The organism is Micromonospora sp. DSM 43699 (assembly GCF_055517075.1).
Genome location: NZ_JBTMMT010000035.1, coordinates 49,551 through 64,481, shown reverse-complemented (window position 1 = coordinate 64,481; position 14,931 = coordinate 49,551). Strand labels below are relative to the sequence as shown.

10 protein-coding genes and 2 pseudogenes are annotated in these 14,931 nt (G+C 71.0%); 5 read left to right on the top strand and 7 right to left on the bottom strand.

Annotation, left to right across the window (positions count from 1 at the left end):
• Window positions 1–314 precede the first annotated feature (314 nt).
• From AC0AIB_RS18275 to AC0AIB_RS18265, 3 genes and pseudogenes are all read right to left on the bottom strand, one after another.
• A pseudogene (locus AC0AIB_RS18275) lies at window positions 315–674 on the bottom strand (ATP-binding protein); the annotation flags it as partial.
• 168 nt (window positions 675–842) lie between these two features.
• Window positions 843–1,826, bottom strand: a pseudogene (locus AC0AIB_RS18270) (histidine kinase dimerization/phospho-acceptor domain-containing protein); the annotation flags it as partial.
• Between the two features lie 41 nt (window positions 1,827–1,867).
• The gene (locus AC0AIB_RS18265) at window positions 1,868–2,524 is read right to left on the bottom strand and encodes a response regulator transcription factor (protein ID WP_328338545.1); all 657 of its coding nucleotides are present in this window, start codon (window positions 2,522–2,524) and stop codon (window positions 1,868–1,870) included.
• A gap of 95 nt (window positions 2,525–2,619) precedes the next feature.
• On the opposite strand from AC0AIB_RS18265, the gene AC0AIB_RS18260 reads away from it, so the two are divergent.
• Window positions 2,620–3,771 carry a LolA family protein gene (locus AC0AIB_RS18260; RefSeq protein WP_465097122.1) on the top strand — a complete coding sequence of 384 codons (1,152 nt, stop codon included), beginning with the start codon at window positions 2,620–2,622 and terminating at the stop codon, window positions 3,769–3,771.
• Between the two features lie 298 nt (window positions 3,772–4,069).
• A complete protein-coding gene (locus AC0AIB_RS18255) occupies window positions 4,070–6,394 on the top strand; it encodes a HelD family protein (RefSeq protein ID WP_328348867.1) in 2,325 nt (774 codons plus the stop codon).
• 533 nt (window positions 6,395–6,927) lie between these two features.
• On the opposite strand, the gene AC0AIB_RS18250 is transcribed toward AC0AIB_RS18255, so the two are convergent.
• Window positions 6,928–7,335 (bottom strand): hypothetical protein, encoded by a 408-nt coding sequence (locus AC0AIB_RS18250; RefSeq protein WP_465097121.1) that lies wholly within the window; start codon window positions 7,333–7,335, stop codon window positions 6,928–6,930.
• Between the two features lie 5 nt (window positions 7,336–7,340).
• Window positions 7,341–7,676 carry a hypothetical protein gene (locus AC0AIB_RS18245; RefSeq protein ID WP_465097120.1) on the bottom strand — a complete coding sequence of 112 codons (336 nt, stop codon included), beginning with the start codon at window positions 7,674–7,676 and terminating at the stop codon, window positions 7,341–7,343.
• Window positions 7,677–8,125: 449 nt separating this feature from the next.
• Here AC0AIB_RS18245 and AC0AIB_RS18240 point away from each other — a divergent pair, with 449 nt between their 5' ends.
• Window positions 8,126–8,461, top strand: a complete 336-nt coding sequence (locus tag AC0AIB_RS18240; protein WP_442930833.1) for a hypothetical protein — start codon at window positions 8,126–8,128, stop codon at window positions 8,459–8,461.
• 129 nt (window positions 8,462–8,590) lie between these two features.
• Here the strand turns inward: AC0AIB_RS18240 and AC0AIB_RS18235 are convergent, their stop codons facing one another.
• Together AC0AIB_RS18235 and AC0AIB_RS18230 are read right to left on the bottom strand one after the other, a co-directional pair.
• A complete protein-coding gene (locus AC0AIB_RS18235; RefSeq protein ID WP_328338551.1) occupies window positions 8,591–9,580 on the bottom strand; it encodes a sporulation protein in 990 nt (329 codons plus the stop codon).
• A 63-nt stretch (window positions 9,581–9,643) separates the two neighbouring features.
• A complete protein-coding gene (locus AC0AIB_RS18230) occupies window positions 9,644–10,909 on the bottom strand; it encodes a multidrug effflux MFS transporter (RefSeq protein WP_465097119.1) in 1,266 nt (421 codons plus the stop codon).
• Between the two features lie 343 nt (window positions 10,910–11,252).
• Here AC0AIB_RS18230 and AC0AIB_RS18225 point away from each other — a divergent pair, with 343 nt between their 5' ends.
• Window positions 11,253–11,426 (top strand): hypothetical protein, encoded by a 174-nt coding sequence (locus tag AC0AIB_RS18225; RefSeq protein ID WP_328338555.1) that lies wholly within the window; start codon window positions 11,253–11,255, stop codon window positions 11,424–11,426.
• A 257-nt stretch (window positions 11,427–11,683) separates the two neighbouring features.
• Complete coding sequence (locus AC0AIB_RS18220; RefSeq protein WP_465097118.1) at window positions 11,684–14,833, top strand: RHS repeat-associated core domain-containing protein; 3,150 nt, start codon at window positions 11,684–11,686, stop codon at window positions 14,831–14,833.
• Window positions 14,834–14,931 lie beyond the last annotated feature (98 nt).

The window sequence follows — 14,931 nt, the reverse complement described above, 5'->3', positions numbered from 1 at the left end:
CCCTGCCCCGCCCTGCCCCGCCCCGTCCCGCCCCGCCCTGCCTCCGTTGATCAATAGGTTCACGCCACCCACAACGCAATTCTTGACGTAAACCTCTTGATCACCGCCTCAACCACCCCACTCGCTCGGGTGATCAAGAGGTTTACGTCAGGTGGGGCAGGTGGGGTGACGTAAACCTCTTGATCAACTCGGGCGGACGGGCGGACGGGCGGACGGGCGGGCCCACTGCACCGTCCGGGGCGCCACGCTTGCCTGGCAGCGCTCAGGCCACGCCGCGCCTCGCCGCGCGGGTCACGCCGAGGCGCGGCGACGGTTCAGTCGGGGTCCGGCAGGATCGGTAGGCGTAGCCGGACCAGCAGGCCGGGGTCGGCGTCGGCGAGTTCGACCGTGCCACCGCTCCGACGGACCAGCTCCCCGACGATGGCAAGGCCGAGCCCGGCACCGCCCGCGTCCCGGGCACGGCCCTCGTCCAACCGGGTGAACCGGCGGAACACCCGCTCCCGGTCCGCGACCGGGATGCCCGGCCCGTCGTCGGTCACCGTCACCAGGTGGTACGCCCCGTCCACCGCCGGCTCGACCGCCAGCACGACCCGGGTACGGGCGTGCCGGACGGCGTTGTCGACCAGGTTCCCCAACACCCGCCGCAGCTCGTCCGGAACACCTACCGTCCACGCCGACCCCGACTCCGCAGCGACGGTGACGACCGGCGACACCGACGGACCACCAACATCCGACGACACGGACGCAGCGGTGAGGGCCGACGGCACGGACGGACCGGTGACAGCCGGCGACACGGACGGACCACCGACAGCCGGCGACACGGACGTAGCGGTGAGGGCCTGCGGTGCGGGCGTCGCGGTGGCGGCGACCGGGGGGCTCGGCCAGCGGGCGGCCAGCTCGGCGAGCAGTCCGCCCAGTTCCACCGGTTCCGCCTCGCGTGGGGGGCCGGCCCGCTGCGCCGGCTGCTCGTCGAGCCGGGCCAGCAGCAGCAGGTCGTCGACGAGCCGGCCCAGCCGCTCGGTGTCGGCGAGCAGGTCGGCGGCGACCGCAGGCCAGTCGGACCGCTCACCGAGACGCTGGGCCACCTCCAGCTCGGTACGCATGTTCGTCAACGGGCTACGCAGCTCGTGCGCCGCGTCGGCGAGGAACGCCCGCTGCCGGGCACGGGCCGCCGCCAACCGGTCCAGCATGTCGTTCAGGGTGACCGCCAGCCGGTGGATCTCGTCCTGCGAGGCGGGCACCGGCAGCCGGTCGGCCGCGTCCCGGCCGGTGATCTCGGCGGCCCCGCTGCGCAACGCCTCGACCGGGCGCAGGGTAGCCCCGACCACCCGCCAGGCGACCACCGCGAGCAGCGCCACCAACAGCGGAAAGGCGACCAGCAGCACCGTCCGGGCGGCCTGGGTGGCGTGTCGGACGTCCACCGTGGAGCGACCCACCAGCACGGTCAACGGCTCTCCCGCCGCCTGGGCCGGCACCGCCACCACCCGCACCGGCCCCTCCCAGCCGAGCCGCTGGCCGGGCACCACCGTCCGCCGCCGGCCGTCCCCGGCGAGCTGGCCGGGGCGGACCATGGGCACCAGCCGGTCCGCGTCGATGGAGGCGGCCCGGATCCGTCCGGCCGAGTCGACCACCTGCACCCGCAACTGCCCGCCGGCCACCGGCAGCGGATCAGGCAGGGCATCCTCACCGGCCAGCCGGGCGACCGCGTCGGCCGTCCGGAACGCCTCCTCGTCGACTGTGCGTTGCAGCGTCCAGCCCAGCGCCACCAGCAGCACCACCCCGCCCAGGGCCAGCCCCACCGAGAGCCCCGCCACCCCGAGCACCATCAGCCGGGCGCGCAGGCCCAGCACCGGCCAGCGGGGGCGTCTCACGGGCTCAGCCGGTAGCCGGCGCCCCGGACGGTCTCCAACCGGTCCCGGCCGATCTTGCGGCGCAGGTAACCGACGTAGACCTCGACCGCGTTCGGGGCGGTCCGCATGCTGGCGTCCCAGACGTGATCCAGCAGCTCGGTCTTGGAGATCACCTCGCCGGGCCGGCGGATCAGGTACTCCAGCAGGGCGAATTCCCGGGCGGTGAGCACCACCTCGGCGTCGGCCCGGGTGACCCGTCGGCGGGCCGGGTCCAGCCGCAGATCACCGACGGCGAGCACGGTCGGCCGTTCCGGGGCGCCCCGCCGCAGCAGCGCCCGCAGCCGGGCCAGCAGCACCACGTACGAGAAGGGCTTGGTCAGGTAGTCGTCCGCCCCGCAGTCCAACCCGTCGGCCTGGTCGTACTCGCCGTCCTTGGCGGAGAGCATCAGCACCGGCAGCCAGTGCTCGTCGGCGCGCAACCGGCGGACCACCTCGTAGCCGGACAGGCCGGGGAGCATCACGTCGAGGATCATCGCGTCGTAACCGCCGTGCCGGGCGGCATCCAACCCGGTCGGCCCGGTGCCCGCGGTGTCCACCACGAACCCCTCGGCGGTCAGGCCCCGCTGCAGCGCCGCCGCCAGCCGCGCCTCGTCCTCCACCACCAGCACCCGCATAACCCCAGCCTGCCACCCCGACGCGAGCGACCGGGAGGCCGTCCTCAGCCGGTTCACAGCACCGGACCGGCAGGATGGCCCCAGGAGGTGTCGTCATGTCCTTACTGAAAAACCGTTCCACCCTGCGGTGGCTGGTGCCGCTGGCCGCCGCGGTCACCGTCGTCGGCGGAGGTGCCGCGATCGGCACGTTCGCGGCGAACGCCGAACCCGCCCTGCCCCCGCGCAGCGCCGCCCAGCTTCTCGTCGACCTGCAGACCGCCCGGCTGGACGGGCTGTCCGGCACGGTGGTGCAGCGCGCCGATCTCGGGCTGCCGCCGCTGGCCGGGCTGGCCGGTGGGGATGCCGCGCTGCTCACCGGCACGCACACCCTTCGGGTCTGGTACTCCGGGCCGGACCGGCAGCGGGTCGCGCTGCTCGACACCCTCGGCGAGCGGGACGTCGTCCGCTCCGGCCGGGACGTGTGGACCTGGGACAGCAAGGCCAACACCGCGACGCACCGCACCCTGCCGGAGTCGACCGGGCGGGCGGCGGAGGGCGCGTTGCCGGTCACCCCGAAGGAGGCCGCCGAACGGGCCCTGGCCGCCGTCGACCCGAGCACGCTGGTCACCACCGGCCGGTCGGCCACCGTCGCCGGTCGGGACGCGTACGAGTTGGTGCTCACCCCGCGTGACCAGGCGTCCCTGGTGCACCAGGTGCGGATCGCCATCGACGCGACCGAGCACGTGCCGTTGCGGTTCGAGGTGCTCGCCGACGGTGCCGACCAGCCGGCCTTCGAGCTGGCCTTCACCCAGGTCGACTACCGGCGGCCGGACGCCGACCAGTTCACCTTCAACCCGCCGCCCGGGGTGAAGGTGACCGAGGCGACCGGTGACCGCCCGGGGCCGAAGGCCGGCGCGCACCCGAAGGCGGGGGCCGGGAAGCCCGACGCGGCGCAGCGGCCCGACGCGGACGGCGACGCCGGTCTGCGTACCGTCGGGACCGGCTGGACCACGGTGCTGGTGGCGCGGACGGACGCGGCGGACGCGGCGCGGACCCCGGCCGGCGGTGCGGCGAAGCCCGGACCGGGTGACGGTCCCGGCGCGGCCCAGGCCCTCGACCTGCTCAACGGGTTGCCGAAGGTCAGCGGGGACTGGGGCAGCGGCCGGTTGTTCAGCGCGAAGCTGTTCAGCGTGCTGCTCACCGACGACGGACGGGTGCTCGCCGGAGCGGTGACGCCGGAGCGGCTCTACCAGGCCGCGCGCGGCTGATCATCCCGTACGCGACGACCCTCGGGGGTCCGGGCCGGCGAAAGCCGGTGCGGGCCCCCGAGGGCTGTCCGGCCCCGCGCTGCCTGTCCCGGCCCCACCCCGGTACTCGGTGGAGGGGCGCGGCGCAGGCAGCGGCGGTGCCAGGCAGCGGCGTGGGAGTGTGACGAGGGTCGGGAACGGGCGCAGGCTTGGTACGGACGGCCGCAGGCGGTATCTTAAGCAGTTCCCGAAACAAAAGAAGGAATGACCAGAAGGCCATTCCAGAAGCAATTCTAAGCGACGAGGAGACGGCTTGTCAATGCGCCCGGACGAGCTGCGGCAACACGATGACGAGATCGGCCGCGAGCAGACGTACGTCTCGATGCTCTACGGCCGGCTGGACGACCTGCGTGAGCAGGCCGCCCGGCGGCTCACCGACGAATTGCGCGCCGGTGGCGGCGGCACCCAGCAGGACCGCTCCCAACGCGACAGCGCCGTCCGGATGTACGCCGACCAGGTCGAGCAGTTCTCGGCGGTCGAGCAGGGGCTGGCCTTCGGCCGGCTCGACGGCGCCGACGGCAGCCGGCACTACGTCGGCCGGATCGGCATCTTCGACAACGACGGTGACTACGACCCGCTGCTGATGGACTGGCGGGCGCCGGCCGCCCGACCCTTCTATCTCGCCACCGCCGCCAACCCGCAGGGCATCCGGCAACGGCGGCACCTGCGCACCCGGGAACGCAAGGTCACCGGCCTCAACGACGAGGTGCTGGACATCCAGGCGGCCTCCCCCACCGGCCACGAGGAGCTGACCGGCGAGGCGTCCCTGCTCGCCGCGCTCGACGCCGGGCGTACCGGCCGGATGCGGGACATCGTCGAGACCATCCAGGCCGAGCAGGACCGGATCATCCGGGCCGACCTGCCGGGGGTACTGGTCGTGCAGGGCGGGCCGGGCACCGGTAAGACGGCCGTCGCGCTGCACCGCGCCGCGTACCTGCTCTACACCCACCGGCAGCAGCTCTCCACCCGGGGCGTGCTGCTGGTCGGGCCGAACGCCACCTTCCTGCGGTACATCTCCCAGGTGCTGCCGGCGCTGGCCGAGACGGGCGTGCTGCTCAGCACCCCGGGCGACCTCTTCCCCGGGGTCAGCGCCCGCCGCACCGAGCCGGCCCGGACCGCCGCGCTCAAGGGGCGGGCGGTGCTGGCCGAGGTGCTCGCCGCCGCCGTACGGGACCGGCAGTGGGTGCCCGACGAACCGCTGGAGATCGAACTGCCCCAGCGGGAGGTGCTGCCGCTCGACCCGGCGACCGTACGCCGGGCCCGGGACCGGGTCCGGCGTACCGGCCGCCCGCACAACCTGGCCCGCGCCCTGTTCGACATCGAGATCGTGCACGCCCTGGCCGACCAGGTCGCCGAGCGGATCGGCGCCGACCCGCTCGGCGGGGAGAACCTGCTGGAGGAGGCGGACCGCGCCGAGATCCGCCGGGAACTGCGGGAGGAACCGGAGATCACCGCCGCGCTGGACAGGCTCTGGCCGGTGCTCACCCCGCAGCGCCTCCTCGCCGACCTGTACGCCTCCCCGGAGCGGATCGCCGCCGCCGCGCCGATGCTCACCGACGCCGAACGCGCCCTGCTGCACCGCCCGGCCGGCGGTGGCTGGACGCCTGCCGACGTGCCGCTGCTGGACGAGGCCGCCGAGCTGCTCGGCGAGGACGAGCGGGCCGCCGCCGCCCGCCGGGAACGGATCCGCTCCTTCCAACGCGAGTACGCCGAGGGCGTGCTGGACATCGCCCGGGGCTCCCGCTCGATCGACGTGGAGGACGACGCCGACGGCGGCGAGATCCTCGGTGTCACCGACCTGATCGACGCCGAGCGGCTGCTGGAACGGCAGGAGGAAACCGACCGGCTGACCACCGCGCAGCGGGCCGCCGCCGACCGGAGCTGGGCGTTCGGCCATGTCATCGTCGACGAGGCGCAGGAGCTCACCCCGATGGCCTGGCGGCTGCTGATGCGCCGCTGCCCGAGCCGGTCGATGACCATCGTCGGGGACGTGGCGCAGACCGGCGCGCTGGCCGGCACCCCGTCCTGGGCCGAGGCGCTGGAACCGTACGTCGCGCAGCGGTGGCGGCTGGAGGAGTTGACGGTCAGCTACCGCACCCCGGCCGAGATCATGGCGGTCGCCGCCGAGGTGCTCACCGGGATCGACCCGGCACTACGCCCACCCCGCTCGGTACGCCGCAGCGGCGTACCACCGTGGGACCGGACGGTCGGGGCGGACCGGCTCGCCGCCGAGCTGGTCGAGGCGGCCAACCGGGAGGCCGCCGGGCTGGCCGGTGCCGGCTCGGATGCCCGTCCGGGTGACCGGGAGGGGCGGCTCGGGGTGATCGTGCCGGCCAGCCGGGCCGACGAGCTGGCGAGCGTCGTGCTGGCCGCGCTACCCGAGGCGGCGGTGGGCGAACAACCCGAACTGGAGAGCCGGGTGGTGCTGCTCACCGTCGGCCAGGCCAAGGGCCTGGAGTTCGACTCGGTGCTGGTGGTCGACCCGGACGGGATCGTCGCCGAGTCCCCGCGCGGGCGCAGCGACCTCTACGTCGCACTGACCCGCGCCACCCAACGCCTGGGCGTGCTCCGCCCCACCCCCTGACAGCCCCCACCCCTGACGCCCTGCCCCGCCCCATCCCCTTTTGTGACGCCCTGCCGCGTCCCGCCGGGTCCCCGTGACTCGCAAGATCGTGCTGCAACATGGATGTCAACACCGTTGCGTTAACGCCGTGGGTGGCTCTGGTCAACCCGGGACAGGAAGTGCCCGATCGGGGAGCGGGGTGGGCCCGCTCGGCGATCATGGAGTGGTGGTGCCGACCTTGGGGGTTCTACGGGCGTTCTGTTACCCACCACAACTCCATGATCGGCGAGGCAGCGGTGGTTGACGAACAGCCGTTCCACCTAACGCAACGGTGTTGACATGGATGTAGTGGCCTCCCCTCGTGGGGAGGCCACTACATCCATGTTCGAGCGTGATCAAGGGTATCGACCGCCCACGACGGAGCGGGTGTCGCGAGTGCCGGGCGCACTGATTCGGTCGGGATGCCGGGCCCGACCTGGTGAGCACGCGGCACATCCGCGCTGTCGCTCGGTGGGTCAGACCCGACCAGGTGAGCACGCGGCACATCCGCGCTGTCAGTCGTCGGAGAAGTCGCCGATCTCGACGGCGCTGGCGGCCTGGTCGCTGACGGGGCCACCGGTCGGGGTGCTCAGGCCACCGGTGGTGGCGTCGCCGGTGGTGGTCGGGGCCACCGTACCCGGGTGTCGTTCGGGTTGTCGGGCGACCCGGCGGACGCTGGCCGGGCCGGCGGTGCCGCCGGTGGTGGTCACCGCGCCCTGGCCCCGGGTCGGGCCGCCGTCGCGCAGCACCTCCGGGTCGATCGGCACGTCGGCCACGTCGTCCGGGTCGTCCTCCTGGATGGCCCGGGTCACGTCGACCTGGGGCACGGTCACCTCGTCGAGTGCCCCGGGGCCGTACACCCCGGCGGTGAGCCGGTCCTCGGCCTGCCGGACGGACTGTCGGAACCTGTCGTTCTCGCCCACGTTCATCACCTCGCAGCAGTGGTGGTGAACCCGCTGCCTGCCCGCTGCGGTGCCGGCCAAACCGGTCCGCGCCGGTCCACCGGCCGGTCGCCGGGATGCTGGTGCACCAGCTGACCCTGGCCCAGTTGCGCACGATCGACTACCGTTCCCGGACGCTGCCGGAGTTTCTGGCGGGCGCCGACCAGGATCACCCCGAGCGAGCGGGCACCGACCAGGATCACCCCGAACGAGCGGCGGCGCTCCCGGACAAGCTCGCCGTCCCCGGTGCCCGTATTCCCACCCCGGACGAGGTCTTCGCGCTGCTGTGTGCCAGTGGGCGTACCGGAGCCCGGCTTGGACATCGGGACGAGGAGCAGCCCACATCGAGCCGTACCCGAGCGTCACCCGCAAGCTGGTCGACGCGACCGGCCGGGCCGGCTTCGCCAGTTGCTCGTCGCGGGCGGTCCACGACGATCCGCCGGTACGCAGCCCGTGGGCCGCACGGCCCGGACTGGTGGCGGACGCCGGACCTGGGCCGGCTGGTCCGGGAGTCCGGTCCCGACGGTGCCCGAGACCGGGGGACCACCGGCGGCGAACATTTCGGGGCGGGTCGGTGTTACCTGCTCGGGGCCCGGGGGTAGACCCAGGGTGCCCCCGCCACAGCAGGTGAACCGTGCCGTGGCCGACCACGGTAGCGGGGCGAGGGAGTGCCAGGTACTCATCAAATCCTGAGGAGGACCAGATGAGCACGCAGGCTGCATCCACCAGGCCCATGAACCGGCCGATGCAGGACGTCCAGAACCGGACGTCGATGCAGGACACCGCCCAGCGCAACGCCATGATGAACGAGCAGACCCGGCAGATGCCGGCGATGCACGACGGGCACCGGGATCCGATGCCGTCTCCGGGCACGGAGACCAAGCAGTCGTTCCTGACCACCGAGTTCTGGGTCTATGCCGCCGCAGTCGCGGTAGTGGTGATCTCCGCCTTCTGGCGTGGTACCACCACGAACGGGCTGAACATCAACAACCCGAACCAGGCGTGGTGGTTCCTGACCGCCCTGACCGGCGCCTATCTGGTGAGCCGGGGCCTGGCGAAGGCCGGCTCGGCGCGGCGCTCCGGCGCGGAACGCAAGGGTCGGCGCTGACCGTAGCTGACCCGAGCAGCGCGAGCTGCTGAGTACGATGGCCCCCGGGATTCCTCCCGGGGGCCATCGCCGTTTCCCGTCAGCCGCCGCACACAGCGGGCCGCACGTAGGCGGGCCGCTCTGCGGCGGTCACTCGAAGTCGCCGCCGAAGTCACCGCCGTCGTCGTCGCCCTCGAAGGCGTCGTCGAGCAGTTCACCGGCGATCAGGCCCCCGGCGACACCGAGCGCCGCGCCGGCCACCACGCCGCCCATTCCGGGACCCCGGCCGTGGTGGCCGTGGCTCTGGCCGTGCATCGGGTAGCCGTGGGTGGGAGCACCGAACCCGGAGGAGGCGCGGAGGTTGCCGTACGTCGAGGTGGTCTCGCGCAGCCAGCCGTCGACGACCTGGGCCCAGTCGACCCGGTCGGCGTCGGCGTGCGAGACGGTGTAGCGGCCGAACACGTCGTGCCCGGAGCTGAGGAAGCCGCCCCGCTTGTCGCACTCCAGCACCACCTCGACCCCGTGCGGGCTGGTGACGAAGGTCAGCTCGACCTCGGAGATGGCCTGTGCGTACTGGGGTGCCGCGAAGAACTCGATCTCCTGGTAGAACGGCAGCGTCTGCTGGGAGCCCCGGATGTGGCCCCGCTCCAGGTCGGCGTGCTTGAACCGGAAACCGAGCTGCTGGAACGCGCCGAGGATGTGCTCGTGCACCGGCAGCGGGTGCACGTTGACCTGGTCCAGGTCGCTCTTGTCGACCGCGCGGGCGATGGCCAGCTCGGTACGCAGACCCATGGTCATGCCGTGCAGGCGCTGACCGTAGACGTCGGTGATCGGGGTCTCCCACGGCACCGGGAACTGGAACGGGATGGCGAGCTGCTGCTTCGGCGCGAGCTGGAGCGGGCCGCTGACCACCATCCGGTGGAACTCCATCACCCCGGCGTACTCGCCGTCGCCGCCCTCGACCTCGACCCGGGTGACCAGGCCGATGCCGATCTGCTCGATGTTGGCGGGGGCGTCCCCGCCGACCAGGTTCACGTTGCCGTCGAGGGTCAGGCCGGGCCGGGTGTTCGGGTTGGCCAGGACGGTGTCGACGCTGGGCCCACCGACACCGAACGCGCTCAGCATCTTCTTGAAGACCATCGGTACTCCCGTTTCACGGTCGGCGCACTCCACCATGGAGCACACACAGTTACCTCGCGCACCCTAAACGGTAGGACTGTGAAGTGGCTGAGAGGGCGCGCCGGGCCGGGCCGACAGGATCAGCACCCCGCAGGCCGCCACGAAGAAGACCGCCATCGCCGACGCCATGGGCAGCAGGGTCGCGTACCCGAGGAGACCGGTCAGCGGCGTGACCAGCGCGCCGGCCAGGAAACCCAGGCCACCCTGGAGGGCGGCGGCGGTGCCGGCGGAACGGCGGCCCGCCTCCTGGGCCAGCGCGGTGGTCGCCGGCAGGGTCAGGCCCATCCCGGTCACCACCACGGCGAGCAGCACCCACGGCACCGCCAGCGGCCATCCGGCCCGCCCGTCGACCACGGCGACGACCAGCAGGGCGAGGGTGGCCACAGTGGACAGGGCCACCCCGACCGCCCGCAGCCGGGCGGCCCCGACCCGCACCACAAGCAGCCGGAACAGCAGCCCGGCCCCGGCCATCCCGGCGGCGTTGGTGGCGAAGACGAGGGTGTAGCGGGCCTCGTCCAGCCGGTAGACCGTCTGGAAGACGAACGACGACCCGCCGATGTAGGTGAAGAAACCGGCGATGGCCAGGCACAGCACGGTGAGATGGCTCAGGAACACCCGGTCGTGCAGCAGTTCGGCCATCCGCGCCACCGCCTCGCGCGGGCCGCCCGCCTGCCGGCGGTGTGCGGGCAGCGTCTCCGGCAGCCCGACCAGCGCGGCCACCGCCATCACCGCCCCGAGCGCGGTGAGGGCGAGGAACACGGTACGCCAGGTGCCGTGGTCGAGGATCACCCCGCCGACGGCCGGTGCCAGCACCGGACCGAGGAAGGTCACCGAGGCGATGGTGCCGAACCGGGCGGCGGCCCGCGTACCCTGCCAGGCGTCGGTCACCATCGCCCGGCCGAGCGCCAGTCCGGTGCCGGCGGCGATGCCCTGAAAGAGCCGGGCCAGCACCAGGATCCCACCGGTCGGGGCGACCGCGCAGACCAGCGACAGCAGCGCGAAGCTCAGCGTGCTCGCCAGCACGATGCCCCGCCGGCCCCGGACGTCGCTGACCGGGCCGAGCAGGAGCTGGCCGGCGGCCATCCCGACGATGAACGCGGTCAGGGTCAGCTGCGCCACGGTGGCGCTGGTCTCCAGGGAGCGCCGCAGCTCGGGCAAGGCGGCGATGTACGCGTCGGTGGCGAACGGCCCGACCCCGGTCAACAGCACCAACGCCACCATGGACGGGGTGCCCGGCGGGCGGCGTCGCCGTGACGGCGTGGACGGCGTGTCGACATTCCGCAGGCTCACCCATGGACCCTAGACGATCTGATCCCTTACCACTAACGGACAGGTGGGACACGGAGAGTAACTCATAGGTCCGTTTAGATGAGAATTCTGGCTTTCCTCCTGGCTGGTTGTGCTTTTCATTGACAGCCATTCGATCGATGGATAGCTTCGTGACCAGACGCTTGTCGGACAGCAATAGAATCACGGGGGCTGTTCGGGGATCCGGTCGTGTCGAGTCGCGACCTTCATGGGCCACTGTCCAGACGGCGGATGATCTTTCAATGATTGCCGACAGGTGATCAAAACGGGGACTCGGTGAATCAATGAACAATCGTCGCTGCTTGGCGTCTTCATGGGCTTGCGGATGAACGCCGCCCTCGTGCTCGTGGCAATTTTCCTCTTACTTGCCATCGTGGTGCCCGCCCTTGTGCGGGCCGCGCGTCGCGTCGACCACGATCTGGCCGTGCTGGCAGAACTTCCCGCCACCTCAGCGGCAGGGCGCACCGTCTACTGCCTGGAAGACACCTCGCCAGTCTGACTCTTGGCCGTTCCTCGACACCCGCTCATCCGGGTGTCGGTCACGCCCGCCCTGAATCGGGTCCGCCCGGCTCAGCGTCCGGCTCTTCGGCATAGCTCCATACCAGTGGAAATTCGTCCACTGGAGTCATCGGGGAGATTTTTGTGGGTCAACGCAAAATGGTCGCGGGGATAGTCTCAGCCCTGCTGACCACATCAGTGCTGGTAATGCCCTCAGGTGGGGCGGCGACCGCCGCCGCACCCGGTGGTCGAGACGGGGTGGGCAAGCCCGTCGTGTCCCCGAAGTCGAAGCCCTCGGTCTGGTTGTTCGACACGCCACACACCACCCCGTCGCGGGCCGCCTCGCTCGCGGGGGCGGCACCGTCGGTGCCGAAGGGCACCGGGCCGGTACGCAACGCCACCCAACTGTCGTTCTCGCTGAGCGACCGCCTACAGGCGAAGGTCAACGTCGGTTCCGGCAACCTGATGCTGAGCAGCACCGAGCTCACCCTGCCCGGTGTCGCGGAGAACGTCACAGTCGGCGCGACCTTCAACAGCCTGCTGCTGGGCAGTGACCTGGCGACCGGCGCACACGGGGCGGGGTGGCGCACCCGCGCCGGCCAGGACGTCAAGCTCTACCCGGCCGACGACGACTCGGTCACGTACGCCGCCGCCGACGGCGTGGTCGGCAAGTTCACCGCCTCCGGTTCCGGCTACTCCGCGCCGAGCGAGTTCAAGGCCACCCTGGCGCACAACGGGACCGGCTGGAAACTCACCGAGCACGACAGTGGCAAGAAACTGTTCTTCGGCTCCGACGGGCTGCTGGACAAGACGGAGGACCGCAACGACAACGTCACCGACGTCGCCTACAGCGGCGGGCAGATGACCGGCATCACCTCCGACCGCGGCCCCACCGCGGCGCGCACTGCGGCGGCGACGTGGACCGCCGGCAAGATCAGTAAGTACCGGCAGACCGGCAGCGACGGCAGTTGGCGGGAGGTGTCCTACGCCTACGACGGCAACGGCCGCCTGCAGACGATCCAGTCGGCGACGTGGCGCAAGGTGCTGTTCGAGTACGACACCGCCGGTGACCTCACGAAGATCACCACGAAGGACAACACCTACGTCACCATCACCTACGACGGTCAGCACCGGGTCACCTCGCTGACCCAGGTCACCGACAACGCCACCATGCAGGGCTCCACCACCCGCCTGGCGTACCCGACCTCCTCCCAGACGCTTGTCGCCGACGCCCGGCAGGACATCTCGCTGGCCGTCTCGGCGGTGCCGCACACCACCTACGACCTGAACAGCAGCAAACGGGTCACCAAGACGACCGACCCGGCCGGCAACGAGCAGAGCAAGACCTACACGCCGTACAGCGACGTGGCCACCTCGGTCAGCCCGGAGAACTCGACTGTCACCAACACCTTCGGCGCGAACGCCGGTGAGTCGATGACCAAGTCGGAGTCCCCGACCGGGGCCAGCGCCTCCGCCGCGTACGCCAACGCCGCGACCTCGACGAACCCGACGGCGAACTTCCAGCCGTCGTCCTCGATCGACACCCAGAGCAACAGCTCGACCTACACCTACAACGGCGCCGGCAACCCCACCTCCACCGCCGACGCCCTCGCGGCGAAGGCCGAGGTCGACTACAACACCGACGGCACCGTCAAGACCTCGACCGACCCGGCCAACACCGGCAACCCCACCAACTACAGCTACGACGGCAGCAGGCAACTCACCACTGTCACCCCGCCGACCGGCAACGGCCTGGCGACCAAGACCATGACATACGACCCCTACGGCCGGCTGAAGACCGTCAACGACGGCTGCACCACCAGCTACACCTACAGCCTCGACGACCGGATCTCCCAGATCGACTACTCCGGATGCGGCACGCAGCCCCCGGTCACCTATGACTACGGCGGCACCGGCAACCTGCTCACCCGCGTCGACGCCACCGGCACCACCGCCTGGTCGTACGACAATCTCAACCGGCTCCGCGAGCGGAACAACCCCGGCGGTGGCATTCTGACGTACGTGCCGGACGCAGTGGGCAACCTGGTGGAGCTGACCGACGGTCGGGGCACCACGAAGTACTACTACAACACCCGCAACTGGCTGGTCCGGATGGACACCGCCGGGAACACCCGCTACAACTTCCAGTACGACAAGGACGGCAACCGCACCTACACGTACTTCGCCACCAACGAGACCAACAGCAGTTGGGCGTTGCGCACCCAGACGACATACGACAAGTCGAACCGGCCGACCCGGATCACCGCCACCCGCAACTCGGCCAGCCCGGCCACCGTCTTCGACGTCACCTACTGCCACGCCGAGTACACCTCGGGTCAGCCCTGCTCGACGGCAAAGGCCGACGACACCGGCCTGCGCCAGTGGCAGAAGGACGAGGTGACCGCCGCCGTCAGCCAATTCACCTACGACAAGGCCAACCGGCTGACCAAGGCCACCAACTACAACGGCAAGACCTACGACTACGCCTACAACAGCAACGGCAACCGCACCAGCGTCAAGGTCGACGGCACCACCACCCAGACCCTGACCTACAACACCGCCAACCAGATCACCACCACCAACAACACCTACGACGGCCGCGGCAACCAGACCAGGGTCAGCACGCCCTCGGTCAACCCGGTGACGTACAACTCGGTCAAGCAGATGACCGGCGCCAACAGCGGCAGCTACTCCTACGCCGGCACCGACCAGGTCGAACTCGTCCAGAACACCACGGCCACCATGCAGTACGGCATGGAAGACCAACACGGCATGCCATGGCTGCAGTCCTGGACGGCGAACGGCTCGACCGCCTACGTCGAACGCGACGGCATCGGCACCCCGTTGGGTCTGCGGCTCGGATCCACCGACCACGCCTACGTGCTCGACGCGCTCGGCTCGCCAGTGGCCATCGTCAAGGCAGACGGCACCGTCTCGGCCACCTACCGCTACGATCCCTACGGCACGGGGACGACCACCGACGAATACAACCTTGGCCAGAGCAACCTCATCCGCTACACCGGCGGCACGTACGACCCGACCACCGGATTCACCAAGTTCGGGCAGCGCTGGTACAACCCGGGACAGGGCCGCTTCACCCAACAGGACAACCTCAGCTTCATCGGCAGCCCCGAGAAGGGGAACCGCTATGCTTACGCTGCCTGCAGCCCTCTGAATTTCATTGACCCCACAGGTATGGACACGGGCACCAATATCGGAACGACGATGGTCGGCGTGATCACTACCGTCATGTGTGAGGCAACCGTCGTCCTTGGGGCTGCTGCCTTAACCGCATCCTCTGGCGGTGCTGGGTTTCTCGTGGCAGCGCAGGGCGTCGGATGGGCGGGGGCACTATGCACTGGCGTGGGAGCAGCGGTAGGCTTCGGGCTCAGCCAATTGACCGATTGATAGGCGGGACTCGATGGGAAAGCGATCCCCATGGCTTTGGCTTTTAGCCACCTTCGTACTGTGCGCACTACTCGGCCTGACTGTTTTCAAACTGCCGT

Excerpts from the sequence above, each read along its gene's own strand:
- AC0AIB_RS18260 (WP_465097122.1), top strand. The coding sequence starts at position 2,620 with ATGTCCTTACTGAAAAACCGTTCCACCCTGCGGTGGCTGGTGCCGCTG.
- AC0AIB_RS18235 (WP_328338551.1), bottom strand. The coding sequence starts at position 9,580 with ATGGTCTTCAAGAAGATGCTGAGCGCGTTCGGTGTCGGTGGGCCCAGC.
- AC0AIB_RS18245 (WP_465097120.1), bottom strand. The coding sequence starts at position 7,676 with ATGTCCAAGCCGGGCTCCGGTACGCCCACTGGCACACAGCAGCGCGAA.
- AC0AIB_RS18225 (WP_328338555.1), top strand. The coding sequence starts at position 11,253 with ATGAACGCCGCCCTCGTGCTCGTGGCAATTTTCCTCTTACTTGCCATC.
- AC0AIB_RS18265 (WP_328338545.1), bottom strand. The coding sequence starts at position 2,524 with ATGCGGGTGCTGGTGGTGGAGGACGAGGCGCGGCTGGCGGCGGCGCTG.
- AC0AIB_RS18240 (WP_442930833.1), top strand. The coding sequence starts at position 8,126 with ATGCAGGACACCGCCCAGCGCAACGCCATGATGAACGAGCAGACCCGG.
- AC0AIB_RS18255 (WP_328348867.1), top strand. The coding sequence starts at position 4,070 with ATGCGCCCGGACGAGCTGCGGCAACACGATGACGAGATCGGCCGCGAG.